The sequence below is a fragment of the Amycolatopsis sp. H20-H5 genome (assembly GCF_035828755.1).
Classification (GTDB): domain Bacteria; phylum Actinomycetota; class Actinomycetes; order Mycobacteriales; family Pseudonocardiaceae; genus Amycolatopsis.
On record NZ_JAYMZS010000040.1, the window covers coordinates 33176 to 50193 of the forward strand.

Consider the following 17018-nt stretch of genomic DNA (forward strand, 5'->3'; position numbering starts at 1 on the left):
CGATCGACCGCGCGCCCGACACGATGCCGGTGGTGATCATCGACACCCCTGGCGCCCGAACCTCGACTGGGTACGGTCGCGGTGCCGTCCCGCACGCCTGGCACCACCGTGGTGGCCGTGATCGCGGCGCCGTTGAACCCGCTGGATCTGGCGATCGCCTCGGGGACGTTTCATTCCGTTCGTCACGAAGCTCCCTACGTCCCGGGCAGTGAGTGCGTGGGCATGGTGCTCGATTCCGACCGCTATCCGCCCGGCTCCTGGGTCTATGCCGAGTGCCACGCCTCGCCGACCGCTCCGGGGACCTTCACCACGCAGGTCCCTGTCGCCGACGAGGACCTGCTCGCACTACCGGAGGGACTCGATCCCGTCCTGGGTGCGGCCGTGGGTAACTCTGGCACTGCGGCGTTTATGCGGCTGATCGAGGCCGGTGGCCTGCGCCCTGGGGAAACGGTACTGGTGTTGGGAGCCACCCGGGGCTGTCGGGCAGATCGCGGTCCAAGTCGCGCACCGTAGCGGAGCAGGTCACGTGGTTGGCGTTGCCCGCGACCAGGCGGCACTGCAGCGCCTGCACGGCCTCGGCGCGGACGCGACTGTTGATCTGCGGCCAAAGGAAACCGCCGCGGACCTGGCGGACCGTATCCTCGCCGTGGCCGGGCCGGTAGATGTCGTCCTCGACGGCGTGTACGGACTGCCCTTCGAGGCTGCGCTACAGGCGTGCGCGCCGTACGCACGCGTGATCAACATCGGTAGTGCCGCCGGCACCACCGCGCAGATACCGGCCGGAGCGTTGCGCGCCAAGCAGCTGACGTTGTCCGGGTTCGCCGGTGTACACACGCCTCTGCAGGCAAAGCGGACAGCGCTGGACTGGCTGTGGGCCGCTGTCATCTGCGGCGAGCTGCAGGTCGAGGTTCGCGCTATCCCGCTCGAGCAACTGCCGGCAGTGTGGCGGGCACAGGCTCATTCTCCACACGAGAAATGTGTTGTCGTACCCGCAGAGGGCCCGCGGCACAGCGCAGTCCTGCCCGTCGGGCATTCGACGGCCTGAACGTCCGCGAGGTCAACCGCGCATTGGCGACACTCCATTGCGGGTGCTGACCGCGACCGCCGGGGGGCAGCGGCGTTCTCGTCGCGTCCCCGTCGTGACTCGCGCGCGACAGGGCGCAGACGTGGCAGCGCCGGCGCCGCGATCGGCACAGCACCGGCCGCCAGGAGCCATGTGAGTCGAGTCGCCACCGTGCACCCGCGCCGATCTCCGGTGCCGAGTGATATCCCAAGAAGCCGACCGAGGCCAGCCGGCTTTCATCGCCGGGTGTGAGACGTCTCGCCCTCGTGATCTCTCACCGCGCACAGCAGGGCTGTGCGCTATGGCGCAGCCGGGCGTGTGACGGTGAGGACCGCGTCAGGCGAGCCAGGAGCCCGTTACTCGCTGGACGGCGGCGCCGTCCAGGTCCGCCAGCTTGATGCCGGCGAGACCGCGCGCCTGATCGGAGGTCTGACTACGGAAGGCTGGTGACTCGGCGCAGAGCACAGCGACGATCGAGGCCGCGGCCTCAGCCCGGGTCTGTGCGCCGGCGAACGCGTTGAGGGTCCGGTCGAGGTAGGAGCGCAACGTGATCGCGTACGGTCCGGCCTCGGCGGTGTCGAAGGTGTCTACGCCGGTGTTGCTGATGAAGTCACTGGCTACCGCGCCTGGCTCGACCACGACCACGACCACCCGCACGCCGGCGCTGGCCGCGACCGGGGCCAGCGGCTCTATGAAGCCCTCGACGGCGAACTTCGCCGTGAAGTAGGCCTCGTTGAGCGGTTGACCGACCACGCCACCGACGCTGGTCACCGTCACGACCCGGCCGGAGCTGGCGCGCAGATGCGGCAGCGCGGCACGGGTGACGGTGAGAACACCGAAGAAGTTGACCTCCATCACCGCGCGCACGTCATCGATCGTCTCCTGCTCCAGAGTTCCGACATGTCCGGAGCCTGCGTTGTTGATCACCGCGTCGAGTGAGCCGTAGTCGGCGACGATGCCGGCGACGCAGCGCAGGACCGATTCGGGTCGGTGACGTCGAGGTGCCGCACGTCGACAAGGTCGGTCACTCCCGCGATCTCCGCCGCGGCGAGCAAGGCCGTTGCCCGGGCGGAGTCACGCATGGTGGCGACCGTCCGCCAGCCGGCCTGCGCGGCGGCGGCGGCCAGCCCGATACCCGAGGAGGTATCGGTGATGAGAACTACCTTGGCGGACATGTCGGTGCTCGCTTTCTCTGTGGTCAGGTCGCGGCAGAGACGCGGCTGCGTCGGACAGTTCGGGGGGATGCCGACAGTGCAGCGCCGCGGAACGGGAGATCGGCGCCGCCATGCGCTGCCGATTGTCACGGTCATCGCTCACGACGTGGCCGGGCGTCAGACCGCAGCGCCCGCTTCTGAGCACCTCGTCGGCGGCCACCGGTGACGCCGGATCTCGTGCACGACATCGTGATCGACTGATCTGTGGTTCGGATCGATCACAGGCGACAAGCCGTCTCCTGCATGTCTTCGCCTACCCGTTCATCAGGACCGGCCCGCTGAACAGTGATTACTCAGGGCTGCCGTTGGTGGGCGCGAGGGCGACCTCCGGGAGGGCGTGTTCGCCGGCGGCTGTGGGCATCCGGCCTGCGCAGCCGTCCAGCACACCGGACGCGGCGTCGCCGCGATGGGCGGCCACGGCGGCGCGGACGCGATCTGCGTCGCCGAGCCGGATCGCCTCGACCAGGTCTTCGTGCACGGTCATCCGCTCGGCCAGGTAGTCCCTCGATGCCGTCGACGTTTCGGGGTCGGCCCGGACCGCCAGCTCGGTGATGGCCCGAATCAGTGCGACGTACAGTGCGCGGGCCAGATCGTTGGACGTGATCGCGGCGATGCGCTCATGCAAGGACCAATTCGCGTGCAGGAAGCCTTCGAGGTCATCGCCGGAGCGGCGCATCGTGTCCAGATAAGCGTCTAGTTCCCGTAGATCCCGGTCGGTCCGGTTCGCCGCGGCCTCAAGAGCGACGAGCTCCTCGAGTGAGTCACGGACGGCGATGGCATCGGCGACGGTGGTCGTCCCTTGCGGAACCGTCAGCAACGTTTGGCGCAGTCGCACCATCGGGCTGGTCTTCGCCACAAACAGGCCGCCGCCTCGTCCCGGGCGGACGTCGACGATCCCGCGTTCGGTGAGCAGTCGGCAGGTTTCCCCGATGGTGGCGCGACCGTAGCCGGTCTGCTCACGCAGCTGCTCCATGGTGGCGACACGATCGCCGGGACGTAGACCGCGGGCGCCGATCAGCTCCTCGATCTCCGAGGTGAGGTTCTGCGCAAGGCCGGGGGGACGGGAAAACATACGCATAGTTTAGCTCTTGACAGCGCGCCGGTGTCAACGACAGGATCAAAACCACCCGAAACATACGGGTTATTTTAGTTGGAACGGTCTCCGGAGGCCGTGGCGGTGTCGTCGCGAGACGACAGAAGGGCGACAACTCGTGACACAGCGGACTCCACCGTGGGTGATCTCGGCGGCTAACGCGCTCGCGGCCACCATCAAGGACTGCCCGGCGGCCCTGCGCACCGGAGAACTGGACGCATGACGATGCCACCGGGGCAAGAACCTGCCATGGCGCCGCGGCGGGCGGTCGACTGCCTGGTTGTCGGCGGCGGCCCCGTCGGCCTGCTGACCGCAGTCCTGCTGGGACAAGCCGGGCTGCAGGTCGCCGTCGTGGAGCGCTGGCCGCAGCGCTATCCGCTCCCTCGGGCCTGCACGATCGACCACGAAGCGATCCGCATCCTGCAGGCCGCCGGCGTCATGGCCGACCACGTCGCTCTGTTCGAGCCGTCTCAGGGCACGCGCGGCGGGTATGAGTTCCGCAACGGTGACGGCGAGCTGCTACAGGCCATCGACTGGAACCGGACCGCCGAATCGGGCTGGGCCAATACCAACGGCTTCCACCAGCCCGACCTCGAGACCGCACTGGAGAAGCTGGCCGTCGCGACGCCGGGAGTGAGTGTTCACCGGGGCTGGTCGTTTCGAGCTCTGATGCAGCACCACGACGGTGTGTCGGTACGCCTGACCCGCACCGACACACCCACCGAGGTCGTGCAGGTCGAGGCACGGTGGCTGGTCGGCGCCGATGGCGCCAACAGTGCCGTGCGCTCCCAGCTCGGGATCGGCATGCAAGACTCGGGATTCAGCGCCGACTGGCTCGTGGTGGACTACCGGCCGCTGGCCGAAGAGAATTGGACCGCCTTCGTCACCCAGTACTGCGACCCGGCGCAACCGGCGACCGCGGTCAGCAGCGGGCCGGGACGGCGACGGTTCGAGTTCATGCGCCGCGCGGACACGACCATCGACGAGCTCGGCCAGGAGAGCACGGCCTGGCGGCTCATGGCGCCCTGGGACATCACACCCGAGACCGCCCGCTTGGAACGGCACGCGGTCTACACGTTCCGAGGACGGTGGGCACAGCCGTGGCGCTCGGGCAACGTCTTCCTGGCCGGTGACGCGGCGCACGTCATGCCACCCTTTCTCGGGCAGGGCATGTGCTCGGGCCTGCGGGACGCCCGCGCACTGACCTGGCGGCTGAGTCTCGTGTACCGCAGGCTCGCCACGCCCGCGGTGCTGGACACCTACGGGCCCGAACGCGCCGGGCACGTCCGGGAGCTCATCGACGAAGCCGTAGCCGCCGGCCGGGTCATCTGCGAACTCGACGTCGACCGGGCCGCCGCCCGCGACGCCGAGATGAAGAAGCGCTCGGCTGACCCGGATGCCGTCACCCGCGAACCACCGCACCCCCGCCTCGGCCGGCCGTCGCTCACGATCGACAGCAACGGGGCCGAGGGGCGGCTGGCACCCCAGGGACGAGTGCGCGTCGGCGACCGCGTCGGGTTGTTCGACGACGTGGTCGGCGGCGGTTGGCAGCTGATCAGCCTTGGCGGCGATCCCGCCGAACTCTGCGATCTCGATGACCTGTCCTGGTTCCGGCAGGTCGGCGGTGTCGTTGCGGACGTGTCCGGCCACGGCCGCATTGAGGATGTCGACGGCGGGTACCGGCGCTGGTTCGCCGAGCGCGGCTGTGAGGCAGTGCTGGCCCGCCCCGACTTCTACGTCTTCGCCGCCGGTGCGCACACCGACGTTCCGCGCTTTCTGACCCGCCTGCGCCAGGCGCTGGCACCGACCGCAGGAGAGTGAACGATCATGAGCATGCAGGTCCACCGGCTCGCCGATGCCGAACTGTTCGACCCGCCCGGCCACCGGGGCGTGGGACCCGTCCGGCTCCTGGGCGGCGCGGACGCGCCGGCGACCGGGGTGACGGTGACCTTGTCGCACTACCTGCCCGGCGGCGAAGCGGACATGGCGCCCCAGCCGGCGGACACCGTGTATGTCATCGTCGCCGGCGCGCTGACGATGATCAGCGAGGGGGTCGAGGAGACGCTGCATCCCTACGACTGCGTGCACTTCACCGCCGGAACGTTGCGTCGAGTGCTCAACCGAACGCCGTTGCCGGCCAGCATGCTGGTGATCAGACCGGCGAGCACATGAGCAACCTCGCGCCTGACCACGGCACCGGCCCCTGCGACGGCGCCACCCGAGCCTGGTCGACCCCTCGTCGGTGGGTGCCGGTGGCCGCACCCGATCACTGGCACATCCCGCCGCGTCATCACCGACCAGCCATTTCGAAAGGGAACCGATGCGCATCGTAGGCGTCAGACGACCGCACCACGGTGATGGTGTCGAGGTCGCCAGCCTGGCCGAGCACGGCGACACCGTCACCCTCATCGCCTCACTCGCGGACTTCTGGGCCGACCCCGCCGCATACCTGTCCGCGTCTCCTACGGGACCGACACTGGCTACCGCGCAGCTGCAGCGGGTACCGCCGGTGTTGCCCGCCGCGCGGGTGCTCTGCATCGGGCTGAACTACCACGACCACGTCGCCGAAGGCAGCTACCGCGACCAGGCTTTGCCGCCGTATCCGACCCTCTTCGGCCGGTGGACCCAGTCCCTGACTGTCGACGGAGCGGAAGTGCCCGTCCCTGCAGGCGAAGAGGGGCTGGACTGGGAGGGCGAAGTCGTGGCCTGGGTCGGAGCGCCGCTGCTCGACGCCTCTCCCGAACAGGCCCTGGCCGCCGTCATGGGCTACTCGGTGTTCAACGACCTGACCGCCCGCACCGCGCAGAAGCGCACCTCCCAGTGGACGTTGGGCAAGAACGCCGACCGCTCCGGACCCCTCGGGCCGATCGTCCCCGCCGCCGAGGTCGGGGACCTGAACCAGGGCCTGCGGCTGCGAACCCGCGTCAACGGGCAGACCGTGCAGGACGCCCGGACCGACCAGATGATGTACACGGTGGAAGACACACTCTCCCAGATTTCCCACACCCTCACCCTGCGACCCGGCGACCTGCTGGCGACCGGGACACCATCCGGGGTCGGCTACGCCCGCACCCCGCCCCGGCTGCTGCAGCCGGGCGACACGGTCGAAGTCGAAGTGGAACGCCTCGGCGTGCTGCGCAACGCCGTCGTCGGCAACGAGCAGCGCTTCGCGGCTGCCGCGTTTGCGTGAGCCGCCCTGCGGCCCCGCCGTTGACCACCATCGCCACCCGCCACGCATCACCGATGAGACGCCTGTCGAGGAGAGATTAATGAAGATCGAAGAACTCGGCGCACGAGCCGAAATCCACGACGTCTTGCTGCGCTACTGCCGTGGACTCGACCGCGTCGACATGAGTCTCGTCCGCGGTGCCTTCCACCCCGACGCCTGGGTCCAGTTCCCCGAAAGCCTGCACGCCGGATCCGTCGACGGATTCGTCGAGTTCCTCTCGGCGGAGATGCCGCGGTTCGTCCGGACGATGCACATGCTCGGCAACAGCCTGATCGAGTTCGACGGCCCATCCGTCGCCCACGTCGAAACCTACCTGCAGGCGGATCACCAAGGATCCGAGCGGCACCACTGGAAGGGTGAATACGTCAAGCTGTGGGCACGCTACCTCGACCGGTTCGAACTGCGCGACGGTGTCTGGCTGATCTCGCGCCGCCAGTTATTCGTCGACTGGATGTACCGCTACCCCGCCTCCGGCTGGTTCGACGATCACCCCGACGCCTCCGTCGGCTTACGCGACGGATCCGACCCGAGCCTGCGTGCCGTCGCCGGCTTCGACGGCACGCCGCTGACAACGGAAAACTGGTCCGCTCAACCGGGAACGACCCCGGCCGCGACCTAGGTACCGTCGTCGCGGCCGGGCACACCCCCACCTCGACCGTGACCATCTCCGCAAGCCACCGTGGCTGAGCGCCATGAACAATCCGCCCGCTGTAGGAAGGCGCCGATGTGACCGCAGAACAGCAACTCGAGCTCGTCAAGCGCCACTACTCTCTCAACGCTGCCGGCGACCACGCGGCGGCCGAGCAACTCCTGACCGATGACTTCGTCATCGAGATCCCTCCGTAGATGCCCTTCGCGGGGACCTATCGGGAAAAAAGGCGCTTTTCGTGAGCTGATCCCGATCGTGGTCGAGAGTGTCGGGGGGCAGCGAGATGAAGTTCGTCGCCACCACCGTCGGAGACGGCTACGCGGTCGAGCTCGTCGAATTCACCCTCGCCGGGCAGGACAATCCGCCGGCGCAAGTCGCCGAACTGATCCGATTCTGCGACAATCAGATCTGCGAGATCCGCCCCTTTTACTTCGATCCTGCCCATTCATCGACGCCACCGCGCGCCACACCGCTTAGGCAAAACCATTCGCACAGAGAGGAAACAGGTTATGGGGAACGACCGCGACAAAGCAGCTATCATCGAGGTTCTGAACCTCTACGGATTCGCGCTGGACGCGCACCAGTGGGACTTGTTCGACCGCGTCTTCACCGACGACGTCACCGCCGAGTTCGGCCCCGCCGGCGCCGCGTGGTCGGGCCTGGCCAACTTCAAACGCTCCTTCGCCGAGTTCCACAACCGGTTGGACAACCACCAGCACACGATGATGGGCCAACTGGTTCACGTCGACGGCGAAAAGGCCAACGCCTTCAGTTACGGCAACTGGCTGCTGGTGCGCGACGCCGCCGAAGGCGGCTCGACCTGGACCGGAACCGGCTGGTACGACGATGAACTCGTGCGCACAGAGCACGGTTGGCGCATCCGGAGGCGCGTGTGCCGATTGATGTCGTGGACCGGCAACCCCTCGGTCCCGGAGCCGGACCAGGAACACAAGCCCGACATGGAGACCAACGTGCTACGCCAGCACAGCGAGGCAGGCAAGATCGGCTACCTGAAGGCGATCACGGTGCGGTAGGCGCGCAACGTTCCACCGCCGGTCCCACCACGGACCGGAACCTATTGGATACCCGCCCGCAGCACGAAGGCTGTCGGCGGACCGACGCCCGGTGCGCCGGTCATCGTGCCGACGGGAAGGCTGGCTGGACACGATGGTGCTCGGATCCTCTTTGACACGCCCGCCTGGGCCGGACGCCGAATACTCTAAGAAGTCCTTCTGATGACACGCAAGAGTGAGAGTCTCATGCTCAACACTGATACAACGTCTAAGTCAGCCGACCTCGCCACCGGCGTCTTCGCCGGCCCGATCCGCGGGCTGAAATACCAGACACCGACCACCTCCGGCTTTACCAACGACCGCGGTGAGTTCTACTACCGCCGCGGAGAAGCAGTCACCTACCTCGTGGGCGGGCTGGTCCTCGGCGCCGTCGAGGGAGCACCGCGGGTGAACCTGGCCCAGCTGGTCAACCGCGTAGCCGGCAAGATCGACAGGCTCCACGACCCCCTGGTGACCAATCTCGCGCGGCTGATCCAGACGCTGGACCAGAATGGCACCGCCGAAAGCGGTGTGTCGATCGCACCGCTCGTGCATCAGCTGATCGAGCCGGTGGTCATCAACTTCAGCCAGGCCGAGTCCGAAGCCGACACCTTCGCCCACGACCCCGTGGTCACAGGCCTGCTAGACAAGCTCAACGCCACGGCAGGCGTGTTCACGGCGACCACACCGCGCGAACTCCGCAGCCCGGCCGCCGCACGCAACGAGCTACGGCGCAACATCCGCGGCATCATCAAGACGACCGACGTCAAGATTCCCCTGCGGGACGGATCGTTCGTCTACGCCGACGTGTTCCGCCCGGACGACCATGCCCGCCATCCCGTCGTCATGAACAAGGGGTTCTACGGCAAGAGCTTCTATCACGAGTGCATCTGCAACGCAGAGGACGCGCTGAAGAAGGAGCAACTGGAAGACCGATTCTTCTCCGGCAACCCGGACGGCCTGCAGGACGAGAACCACGAAAGCGTCGACTCGGCGGCGTGGGTTCCGAACGGCTACGTCTGCATCCGGGTGGACGCCCGCGGTGTCTGCAAGAGCCCGGGGCTGCAGTCTCCGCTGAGCGTCCAGGAAGCCGAGGACTACTACGACGCGATCGAATGGGCGGGAACCCAGCCCTGGTCCAACGGCAACGTCGGGCTGTGGGGGATGTCCTATCTGGCGATGACCCAGCACAACGTCGCGAGCCTGCAGCCACCCCACCTGAAGGCGATGATCGCCCTGGGGACCGACGCGGACCCGTATAACGAAACCTTGTACAACGGCGGCATCTTCGGCGAAGGCTTCTGGAGCTGGTGGTGGAAGACCTGGTCGGGCAAGAACTTCTGCGGCAAACGCCGGGAAACCGACTGGATGGCTCGCGTCTTGGCGACCCCGTTCAACGACCCGGCGGCCTACGGCCCTCGAGGCTCGATCTTCATGCGCCCCGAGCTCGAGAAGGCGACAGCACCAGTGTGGATCGTCGGCCCGCAGACGGGCGCCGCGATCCACCAGCTCGGCAGCAGCGAAACCTACATCCGCTCCACCGGGGCGACAGCGCGGAAGTTCGACTTCGTCGACGCCTGGTTCCCGCACTGCTACAGCGACTCCACCGTCGCCGAACACATGCGGTTCTTCGACTACTGGCTCAAAGGCGAAGACAACGGCGCGATGGACCAGGCGCCCGTACGGGTGCAAGTCAGGACCGGCGACGCGGCCTACTACGTGTTGGAGGAGCCCGAGTGGCCCATCCCGCGGACCACCTACCGCCGCTGGTACCTGGACGCGAGGCCGTCGGACTGGCACGGCGACGGACGGCGTAACGACGTCCTGCGGATCAGCGAGAACGTTCCTGCTTCCGGACACAGCACGAACTACGACGCACATCTCGAACTGGGTCAGGCGACACCGGCGCCGACGGGCCCGGTGGGCGGCACCCCCCGCTGGTCGACGGGCGTCTCGTTCGTCAGCGACCCTCTCCAGAAGGACATGGTGCTGGTCGGCTACATGAAGGTTGGCTTGTGGGTGTCCTCGACCAGCGCGGACATGGATGTGTTCGTGTCGCTGCGCGTGTTCGACGAACAAGATCGGGAAGTCCGGTACGAGGCCATGGTCCACCCGGTCGATCCGGTGAACTTGCATCCGATCGGACACGGCTCGCTGAAGGTATCCCGACGCAGGCTCGACGAGGCGCGGTCCACGAACTACTGGCCGGTCCACACCCACACCGAAGCAGATCACCAGTCGCTGAACGACGAAGAGATCGTCGCCATCGAGGTCGGCCTCAACCCGAGCAGCGCACTCATCCGGAAGAACAGCCGTCTGCGGATCGACATCCAGCCCTATTCGCCCGCAGGTGTACCCGTCCGCGCTTATGACGAGAGCTACCACCTCGGCGCGGTGAACACCATCCACACCGGACCCGACCACCCCAGCTACGTGCAGCTGCCGATCGTGCCGGCGCGATGACATGACCACTCCGCGAGAGGAGACGGCAATCATGGCCGTCACTGAAGACAACACCGAAAGGCTCGCGACGATCCTCGGCAAGGTCCGCGAGCTCGGACCCACCTTGCGCGAGCGCGCACCCGATGCCGAACGCGCAGGCCGTCTCTCCGATGAGACCATCGCCGACCTCGATGCGACAGGCGCGTTCACCATCGGCAGCCCCGCCGAGTACGGCGGCGACGAACTGTCCGTGCGCCAACAACTGGACGTCGTGTCCGAAGTCGCCCACTGGGACGGCTCGTGCGGCTGGAGCGTCTGGGTCGGCGCCTCCACCAACTGGATCCCCGCCGGCTCGGGCGCCCGCGTCGTGGACGACGTCTACGGCTGCCCCTGGGTCGGACCGCGAGTCGCCGGCTCCAGCCACTTTCCCGCGTCCCGGGGACGTGCGAAACGGGTCGAGGGCGGCTGGGTCATTTCCGGTGGGCCCTGGACGTTCGGCAGTGACTCACTCTGGGCCCCCTACACCAATCTCGGATGCATCGCCGATGACGGTGCCGGGTCCTATCTGGTCGGCGTCCAGGTCCCGCGCGACGCGCTCCGGTTTCTCGACGACTGGCACGTCGCCGGCATGCGCGCCACTGGCAGCGTCTCCATCGCGATCAAAGAAGACGAACTGTTTGTCCCCGACTACCGTGGTGTCGACTTCCGTCACGTGGTCGGCGGAACTCTCGACAGCGGCCTCAAAGGCGCCCTGTGGAAGGCACCGTCGCTGGGCTGGGCCTTCAGCCTGATGGCCGGCATGTCGATCGGTATCGCGCACGGCGTGTTGGAGCGTTTCCTCGAATGCTCCGCAGGGCGGCCCATCCGCGGCACTACCTACAAGAACCAACTCGAAGCCCCGCTCACGCACCTAATGCTCACCGAAGTTCATGCCAAAATTCAGTCGGCGACGTTGATGACCCGTGCGAATGCCGAGGAGACCGACCGACTCGGCGCACTCGCCGCTGCCGGAACTCCCGCGGATCCGGAATACTTGCAATTGTTCAGCGCACGTGTCCTGGCCGAGACCGCGTACGCGGCCAAATGGTGCGCGGAGGCGATCGAGCTACTCCAACGGAATTCCGGCTCGACCGCGATCATGGACTTCGAGCCGATCCAGCGAGCGTGGCGCGATGCCCGGGTCATTACCTTGCACGGGGCACTTAACCTCGAAGCACTGTCCGAAAACTACGGACGGTTGACGGCCGGGGCCGAACCCCACAAGTTCGATGGCATCACTACCCTCGACCGGTTCGCGCTCGTTGCCGTGGCGAAAGCCGGATAGCGCGGTGAAGCACCTCGTCCGCGCTCAGGGCGTGTACCTGGGTGCCAGTAGCGCCTGCAACGCTTCAGCGGCAGTGTCCACGACGGATTCGAAGGCGGCGTTCGCGATGGTGGGCACGCGCACGACGCGTCGTGCCACGATGATGCCGACAAGCATGGCGGCGACGACGCCCACGCGCAGGCGGGTGGCGTCGTCGTTGCGCAGGTGGGCTGCGGCGCCGATCATCAGCCGGGCGTCGATGAACTCCCGTAGCTGGGTGGGCCGCCTGCTCGTGAGCGATCGCGCCCCGCAGCATCGCCAGCAGCGGCTCGGATGCCTGCGGATCGTTGACGAACACCTCAAGGAAAGCGCGCGCGACGCGTTCTCCGATACCGTCCGCGGAACCTTGCCACGCATCGGTCATCCGCACGAGCGCAGCCGAATGCCTACCACGAAAGTGCAACCAATACGATCTACACCGGACCCGCTCATCCCGGCTATCACCAATTGCCGATAGTGCCAACGATTTACACCCGCGGCCGCCCCGAACAGAAAGTAGATACCATGCATATAGAGGGCGTGAATACATGACCGAAAGTAGCTATTCAGCTGGGCTGAGTGCTGGTGGTAGCCAGGCACCGGTGGCGAACAGTTCCCGGAGTGTGTGGAGCTTGTCGATGTCCCACTTCGTGGCGGTGTCCAGATAGGACTCGACGACGGCGAAGTCGATCTTGGAGTCTTACGACGATGAACGTCTCACCGCTGTCGGGGAAGGCCTCGATGTGACCAGCGACACTATGACCTTCTTGTGGTCCAGAGCGAGGAGCGGCGTCGGCGGCGATTGTCAATTCTTACTCGTGCGGCGCGGGAACCGGCCGTCGCGCGGCAGGTGGAACGTCGGCCGAGCTATTTTGGTATGTCCACTCGCCTCTGATGACTGCGGGCGAGACATGCCCGTTCGTCGGGACGTCCGCGACGCGGCGGCACCCTTCTGGCGGCCGGACCTGGTGTGTTGGCGGCCTCGTCGCCGCGGCCGGCCGAGCTGTGGCTCATCCACCCGGACGCTGCCACGCCGGATGACAGCGAGATCGCTGAGGCTCTGAGTGGGGCGTTAGGCGTAACAAGTCTTACGGCAGAGAGGAAGAGGCAGGCGACTTGGACGCGCTCGCTATCTCTTGTGATTCAAAGATCTGAAACATGTTCATGGTCGACTTTGCGCCCGCCTTGTGTCATCTTGTGCTACGCAGTATCAGCGATCAGCGAGAATCTTGTGGCATCAGGCACGAGATCGCAATCGAAATCGAGGTCGGCTTCGATGACGACACAACCTACCTTTGCTGCTGCCAACAAGGAAAGCACGGTGGACCCAGCCGCCGACGACAGATCGACACTCGGGTCGCGTTCGGTGACGACAGCTCTTCTGGAGACTCCGCCCGCGGTACCCGCCCCGTCCCGGCACATCAGAGCGGCCCGTCCCTTCGAGCGCAGCGAGCTGCGATCGGTGCTGCCTGCCCGGGTAGCGGCGTGGTTCCGGGCGCACGTCGACGTACTGGCCGCGGCAATGGCCGCGGAGATCCAGCAGTCCGTCCCGGAATACAGCCTGCCGACCGGCATCAGTCTCGAGCAGGGCATCCGGCTGGCCGTCGGCCAGTGTGTGGAGAGGGTCTTCGCCCCGGACTCCCAGCCTGATGCGTGGGACTTGGTCTTCCGCGAATTCGGGAAGATCGAATTCGACGAAGGACGGACTCTCGACTGCCTGCAGAGCGCCTACCGGATCGGCGGCAGGGTGGCCTGGAAGCACGTCTCGGCGGTCGGGCGGTCGTTCGGGCTGAGCACGGAGGTCGTGTGCCGGTGCGCCGAAGCCATTTTCGCCTACGTCGACGAGATCTCCGCTTTGTCCATTGAGGGCTACGCCGCCGCGCAGGCTCGCGCGGCCGGTACCATCGCGCTTCGTCGCAGACGCTTGCTGGACATGCTGCTGACCGATCCATCGACTCCTGTCCGGGCGCTGAGCCCCCATGCGGCTTCGGCGCAATGGAGCTTGCCGCATGAGGTCGCCGTCGTCGTGCTCGAGCCGCGCACTGCTGACCGTGGCATCGACATACCGGTTCTGCCCAGCAATGTGCTGGGAGATTTCGAAGGCCGTGAGCCTCGCCTGATCGTCGCAGATCCGGGCCGTGAGCTGGATGACCTGGCGGGCAGTTTGCGAAAATGGCGTGTGGTGGTGGGCCCGACCGTGGTCCTCGCGGCGGCCCCGAGTTCGTTGGCCCGTGCGCGGCAGGCTATGCGGTTGCTCCGGCGTGGCGTCATCGCCGACGCGCCCGTCGTCTGGTGCGCCGACCACCTCACGACACTGTGTCTCTACACCGACGAGACACTGCTCAAGGAACTCTGTGTCCGCGCATTGGCACCGCTGGCCGGCTTGACGTCCAAGCAGCGTGCCCGCCTCGGCGCTACTTTGCTGGTCTGGCTGCAGTCCCGGGGGAGTGCCCCGGAGATCGCCGCGAAGCTCCGGGTCCACCCGCAGACCGTGCGCAACCATATGCACCGGCTGATCGAGCTGTTCGGCGCTCGTCTCGACAACCCCGACGACCGCCTCGACCTGGAAATCGCGTTGCGGGCGGAGGCGCTTCACGCCGCCAGCTAAGGTCGAGTAGCCGGAGGGTGCAACTCCCTCCGGCTACTCGACCTGAGACAACTGCGAACTCCGGCGGCGGCGTCGCGTCGCCAGCCCTACCACCTGCTCGTCAGCAAAAATCAGCCTCTACCAGACGAACACTCGGCCACGAAATCGGGTCGGGTGTTCGCCTTGTCGTGCTGCGTGGAAAAGTCTGCCGCTTTCGGAGCTGGCGCTCGTCCCTGTTCGCGGAGTTCTACGAAAAATACCAGTCTTGCTCTTGCTAGAATTGGCGAAGCCGCAGTATGGACTTGTTGCCATGCAACTTCCTGCAGTGGTGAAACCCCGATCGGGAAACCAGGGTCAGCAAGATGATTCATGTTCACCCCAACTCGAACACCGGACAGGATGAAGACACCATGCCACGGGTGAGCACAGTCGTGATTACCGCCACATTCGGTGTCGCCATAATGATCGCCGAGGGCGCCACCGCGTCAGCCGCGGCCGGGCCCACGCCTGCCAGCTCTCACCAGACGCTGCGGCTCGACGCTACCGACGGTGGTACCGACCGGCACGTGATCCCCGGCGGCTGTTGACAACGAACGCCGCCCTGAGGGTTGCCGGGTTCGCGACCCGTGAATACATGCCCGCGCTAAGCGAGCCAATGCGGGCTCTCCCTGTGCCAGTGCCGAAAGGGATCTCTTTTCTTTCCTGATCCAATGAATGGATTGTGCTCGACCGCTGTGCCCAAAACAGTTCGGGGTTCTCACATGGATCGTACGCGAGCGCGCAATCCGATGCTTTCCCTAGCTGATCTGACTATGTGGAGGTCCAACCATGACCAGTCTCGTCAATTCGTCGACCGGGCTCCTTCCGGCTGACACCAGTCAGCGCTATCTGGCGATTCTGGATGACCCGATGTATGCCTGTCTGGTCCGTCTACAGGACCTGGTCAGCTATGAGACGGCCCGGTTCTGGCGAGCACGCGAGGTTCGTGCGCTCCACCTGCCGGTGACCACCGGTTCGATCTCCTCGCCGATGGGTCTAGGCAGCGATTCGCTTCCCGTGCAGGTCGACATGTTCGGGGTGCCGACCTATCTCGCCGACTCGATGCAGTTCATGCTCGAATACGGGTGCCGACTCGCGCCGAACGGTTGTTACTACCTCATGCCGAGCTTCCGCGGGGAAAAGGCCGACAGCACGCATCTGAGCCAGTTCTTCCACAGTGAGGCCGAGATTCCGGGCACGCTCGACGACGTCATCTCGGTGGCGGACTCCTACGTCCGGTACCTGGCCGCCGCAGTGCTGGAACACCTGTCCGGTGAGGTCGCCGAACTGGCCGGGGAAGTCGCCCACATCGAATCTTTCCTCGCCACGCCGACGGCCAGAATGACCTTCGACGAAGCGGTGGACGTGCTCGACGCGAACACGGCGTGCTTCGAAGTGCACGACCAGTGGCGGACGATCACCCGGCTGGGTGAGTCGAAGCTCATCGAGGGGTATGGCCCTGGCGTCTGGCTCAGCCATTTCGACCAGCTCTCGGTGCCCTTCTACCAGGCTGTCGACGAGACGGGTACCAAAGCCCTCAATGCCGATCTCCTGCTGGGACCAGGCGAGGTTGTCGGCTGCGGTGAGCGCCACACGTCGGCCGAGAACGTCCGCGCCGCATTGTGCGGCCACGGCGTCGCCGAGGAGGACTACCAGTGGTATGTGGACATGAAGGACCACCGCGCCCTGCACACCAGCGGGTTCGGAATGGGGGTCGAGCGGTTCCTGATGTGGGTGCTCAAGCGCTCCGACATCCGCGATCTGCAGTTGGTCGAACGCTACAACGGCGAGATCACCGTTCCCTGAGTCCGCGTTCGTACGACACCGGTTTCGCCGGCCAGAGGAGGTAGCTGATGTTGTTCGGCGGTGAGCGGACACGCTCTGTCCTGTCCGCTTTGGACACATTGGGGTTCGAGCGGCTGCTCGCGCTGCCCGCGGTGCCCGTCAACAACCCCCGGCGGATGCGGTACCCGGTGTCGGTGACCACCAGCGTCGACGATGAGCAGTGGTACGTCCGGTCCTTCGGTACCGGGTTCGACCTGGTCGACCCGATCCGGCGCGGCTCACTCGGCCGCTGGTACTCCCTGGGCTGGGGTCTCGTGGACGACCTGCAGGCGGCGGAGTTGCTGATGGTGCACGCCGGGGAGACCGATGCCGGCGGCCTGCCCTCGCTGGCCGAAGGCTTGGCGGTCGAGATCACCGAGCAGTGCGCCACCCGTTCGGAGAGTTGTGTCCGGCCGGGGCGATGGGGAACCGAACTGCGGATCTCCGCCGTGTTCGACCGAATGCCTGAGGGGCGGTGCTGACC

Annotated in this window: 17 protein-coding genes; 13 read left to right on the forward strand and 4 right to left on the reverse strand. The window is 66.4% G+C overall.

The features are described from left to right. Positions 1 to 108: 108 nt before the first annotated feature. Together QMK34_RS22375 and QMK34_RS22380 are read left to right on the forward strand one after the other, a co-directional pair. Complete coding sequence (locus tag QMK34_RS22375; protein WP_442785190.1) at positions 109 to 513, forward strand: alcohol dehydrogenase catalytic domain-containing protein; 405 nt, start codon at positions 109 to 111, stop codon at positions 511 to 513. A gap of 13 nt (positions 514 to 526) precedes the next feature. Next, positions 527 to 1045, forward strand: coding sequence for a zinc-binding dehydrogenase (locus tag QMK34_RS22380; protein ID WP_326416163.1), 519 nt, complete (start codon positions 527 to 529; stop codon positions 1043 to 1045). Positions 1046 to 1399: 354 nt separating this feature from the next. Here QMK34_RS22380 and QMK34_RS22385 read toward each other — a convergent pair whose 3' ends face one another. From QMK34_RS22385 to QMK34_RS22395, 3 genes are all read right to left on the reverse strand, one after another. Next, entirely contained in the window at positions 1400 to 1990 is a 591-nt protein-coding gene (locus QMK34_RS22385; RefSeq protein ID WP_326416164.1) for an SDR family NAD(P)-dependent oxidoreductase, read from the reverse strand. Further along, positions 1987 to 2238 carry a hypothetical protein gene (locus QMK34_RS22390; protein ID WP_326416165.1) on the reverse strand — a complete coding sequence of 84 codons (252 nt, stop codon included), beginning with the start codon at positions 2236 to 2238 and terminating at the stop codon, positions 1987 to 1989. The genes QMK34_RS22385 and QMK34_RS22390 overlap by 4 nt, the downstream gene beginning before the upstream one ends. A 328-nt stretch (positions 2239 to 2566) precedes the next feature. Then, entirely contained in the window at positions 2567 to 3349 is a 783-nt protein-coding gene (locus QMK34_RS22395; protein ID WP_326416166.1) for a FadR/GntR family transcriptional regulator, read from the reverse strand. A gap of 240 nt (positions 3350 to 3589) precedes the next feature. Here QMK34_RS22395 and mhpA point away from each other — a divergent pair, with 240 nt between their 5' ends. The 7 genes from mhpA to QMK34_RS22430 all read left to right on the forward strand — a co-directional run bounded on the left by mhpA (position 3590) and on the right by QMK34_RS22430 (position 12066). Continuing rightward, positions 3590 to 5191 (forward strand): bifunctional 3-(3-hydroxy-phenyl)propionate/3-hydroxycinnamic acid hydroxylase MhpA, encoded by a 1602-nt coding sequence (mhpA, locus tag QMK34_RS22400; RefSeq protein WP_326416167.1) that lies wholly within the window; start codon positions 3590 to 3592, stop codon positions 5189 to 5191. Between the two features lie 6 nt (positions 5192 to 5197). Then, positions 5198 to 5542 carry a cupin domain-containing protein gene (locus QMK34_RS22405; protein WP_326416168.1) on the forward strand — a complete coding sequence of 115 codons (345 nt, stop codon included), beginning with the start codon at positions 5198 to 5200 and terminating at the stop codon, positions 5540 to 5542. 148 nt (positions 5543 to 5690) lie between these two features. Further along, on the forward strand, positions 5691 to 6560 hold the full coding sequence (locus QMK34_RS22410) for a fumarylacetoacetate hydrolase family protein (RefSeq protein WP_326416170.1): 870 nt from the start codon (positions 5691 to 5693) through the stop codon (positions 6558 to 6560). Positions 6561 to 6639: 79 nt separating this feature from the next. Further along, on the forward strand, positions 6640 to 7218 hold the full coding sequence (locus QMK34_RS22415; RefSeq protein WP_326416171.1) for a nuclear transport factor 2 family protein: 579 nt from the start codon (positions 6640 to 6642) through the stop codon (positions 7216 to 7218). Positions 7219 to 7757: 539 nt separating this feature from the next. Further along, the gene (locus tag QMK34_RS22420) at positions 7758 to 8282 is read left to right on the forward strand and encodes a nuclear transport factor 2 family protein (protein WP_326416173.1); all 525 of its coding nucleotides are present in this window, start codon (positions 7758 to 7760) and stop codon (positions 8280 to 8282) included. 201 nt (positions 8283 to 8483) lie between these two features. Then, positions 8484 to 10763: a CocE/NonD family hydrolase gene (locus QMK34_RS22425; protein WP_326416174.1), complete on the forward strand. Its 2280-nt coding sequence runs from the start codon at positions 8484 to 8486 to the stop codon at positions 10761 to 10763. Between the two features lie 31 nt (positions 10764 to 10794). Then, entirely contained in the window at positions 10795 to 12066 is a 1272-nt protein-coding gene (locus QMK34_RS22430; protein ID WP_326416175.1) for an acyl-CoA dehydrogenase family protein, read from the forward strand. Positions 12067 to 12090: 24 nt separating this feature from the next. On the opposite strand, the gene QMK34_RS22435 is transcribed toward QMK34_RS22430, so the two are convergent. Beyond that, positions 12091 to 12462, reverse strand: a complete 372-nt coding sequence (locus QMK34_RS22435; RefSeq protein ID WP_326416177.1) for a TetR/AcrR family transcriptional regulator — start codon at positions 12460 to 12462, stop codon at positions 12091 to 12093. Positions 12463 to 13360: 898 nt separating this feature from the next. Here QMK34_RS22435 and QMK34_RS22440 point away from each other — a divergent pair. The 4 genes from QMK34_RS22440 to QMK34_RS22455 all read left to right on the forward strand — a co-directional run bounded on the left by QMK34_RS22440 (position 13361) and on the right by QMK34_RS22455 (position 17016). After that, on the forward strand, positions 13361 to 14692 hold the full coding sequence (locus tag QMK34_RS22440; protein WP_326416178.1) for a helix-turn-helix domain-containing protein: 1332 nt from the start codon (positions 13361 to 13363) through the stop codon (positions 14690 to 14692). A 398-nt stretch (positions 14693 to 15090) separates the two neighbouring features. Next, on the forward strand, positions 15091 to 15258 hold the full coding sequence (locus tag QMK34_RS22445) for a hypothetical protein (RefSeq protein WP_326416179.1): 168 nt from the start codon (positions 15091 to 15093) through the stop codon (positions 15256 to 15258). A gap of 241 nt (positions 15259 to 15499) precedes the next feature. Beyond that, the gene (locus tag QMK34_RS22450; protein WP_326416180.1) at positions 15500 to 16516 is read left to right on the forward strand and encodes an amino acid--tRNA ligase-related protein; all 1017 of its coding nucleotides are present in this window, start codon (positions 15500 to 15502) and stop codon (positions 16514 to 16516) included. Between the two features lie 47 nt (positions 16517 to 16563). Further along, entirely contained in the window at positions 16564 to 17016 is a 453-nt protein-coding gene (locus tag QMK34_RS22455; protein ID WP_326416182.1) for a hypothetical protein, read from the forward strand. Positions 17017 to 17018: the final 2 nt, after the last annotated feature.

What these genes read in the sequence shown, in the direction of transcription:
- QMK34_RS22450 (WP_326416180.1), top strand. Translation starts at nt 15,500, where the DNA reads ATGACCAGTCTCGTCAATTCGTCGACCGGGCTCCTTCCGGCTGACACC.
- mhpA (WP_326416167.1), top strand. Translation starts at nt 3,590, where the DNA reads ATGACGATGCCACCGGGGCAAGAACCTGCCATGGCGCCGCGGCGGGCG.
- QMK34_RS22410 (WP_326416170.1), top strand. Translation starts at nt 5,691, where the DNA reads ATGCGCATCGTAGGCGTCAGACGACCGCACCACGGTGATGGTGTCGAG.
- QMK34_RS22415 (WP_326416171.1), top strand. Translation starts at nt 6,640, where the DNA reads ATGAAGATCGAAGAACTCGGCGCACGAGCCGAAATCCACGACGTCTTG.
- QMK34_RS22440 (WP_326416178.1), top strand. Translation starts at nt 13,361, where the DNA reads ATGACGACACAACCTACCTTTGCTGCTGCCAACAAGGAAAGCACGGTG.
- QMK34_RS22455 (WP_326416182.1), top strand. Translation starts at nt 16,564, where the DNA reads ATGTTGTTCGGCGGTGAGCGGACACGCTCTGTCCTGTCCGCTTTGGAC.
- QMK34_RS22425 (WP_326416174.1), top strand. Translation starts at nt 8,484, where the DNA reads ATGACACGCAAGAGTGAGAGTCTCATGCTCAACACTGATACAACGTCT.
- QMK34_RS22395 (WP_326416166.1), bottom strand. Translation starts at nt 3,349, where the DNA reads ATGTTTTCCCGTCCCCCCGGCCTTGCGCAGAACCTCACCTCGGAGATC.
- QMK34_RS22430 (WP_326416175.1), top strand. Translation starts at nt 10,795, where the DNA reads ATGGCCGTCACTGAAGACAACACCGAAAGGCTCGCGACGATCCTCGGC.
- QMK34_RS22405 (WP_326416168.1), top strand. Translation starts at nt 5,198, where the DNA reads ATGAGCATGCAGGTCCACCGGCTCGCCGATGCCGAACTGTTCGACCCG.
- QMK34_RS22435 (WP_326416177.1), bottom strand. Translation starts at nt 12,462, where the DNA reads ATGCGTGGCAAGGTTCCGCGGACGGTATCGGAGAACGCGTCGCGCGCG.
- QMK34_RS22390 (WP_326416165.1), bottom strand. Translation starts at nt 2,238, where the DNA reads ATGTCCGCCAAGGTAGTTCTCATCACCGATACCTCCTCGGGTATCGGG.
- QMK34_RS22420 (WP_326416173.1), top strand. Translation starts at nt 7,758, where the DNA reads ATGGGGAACGACCGCGACAAAGCAGCTATCATCGAGGTTCTGAACCTC.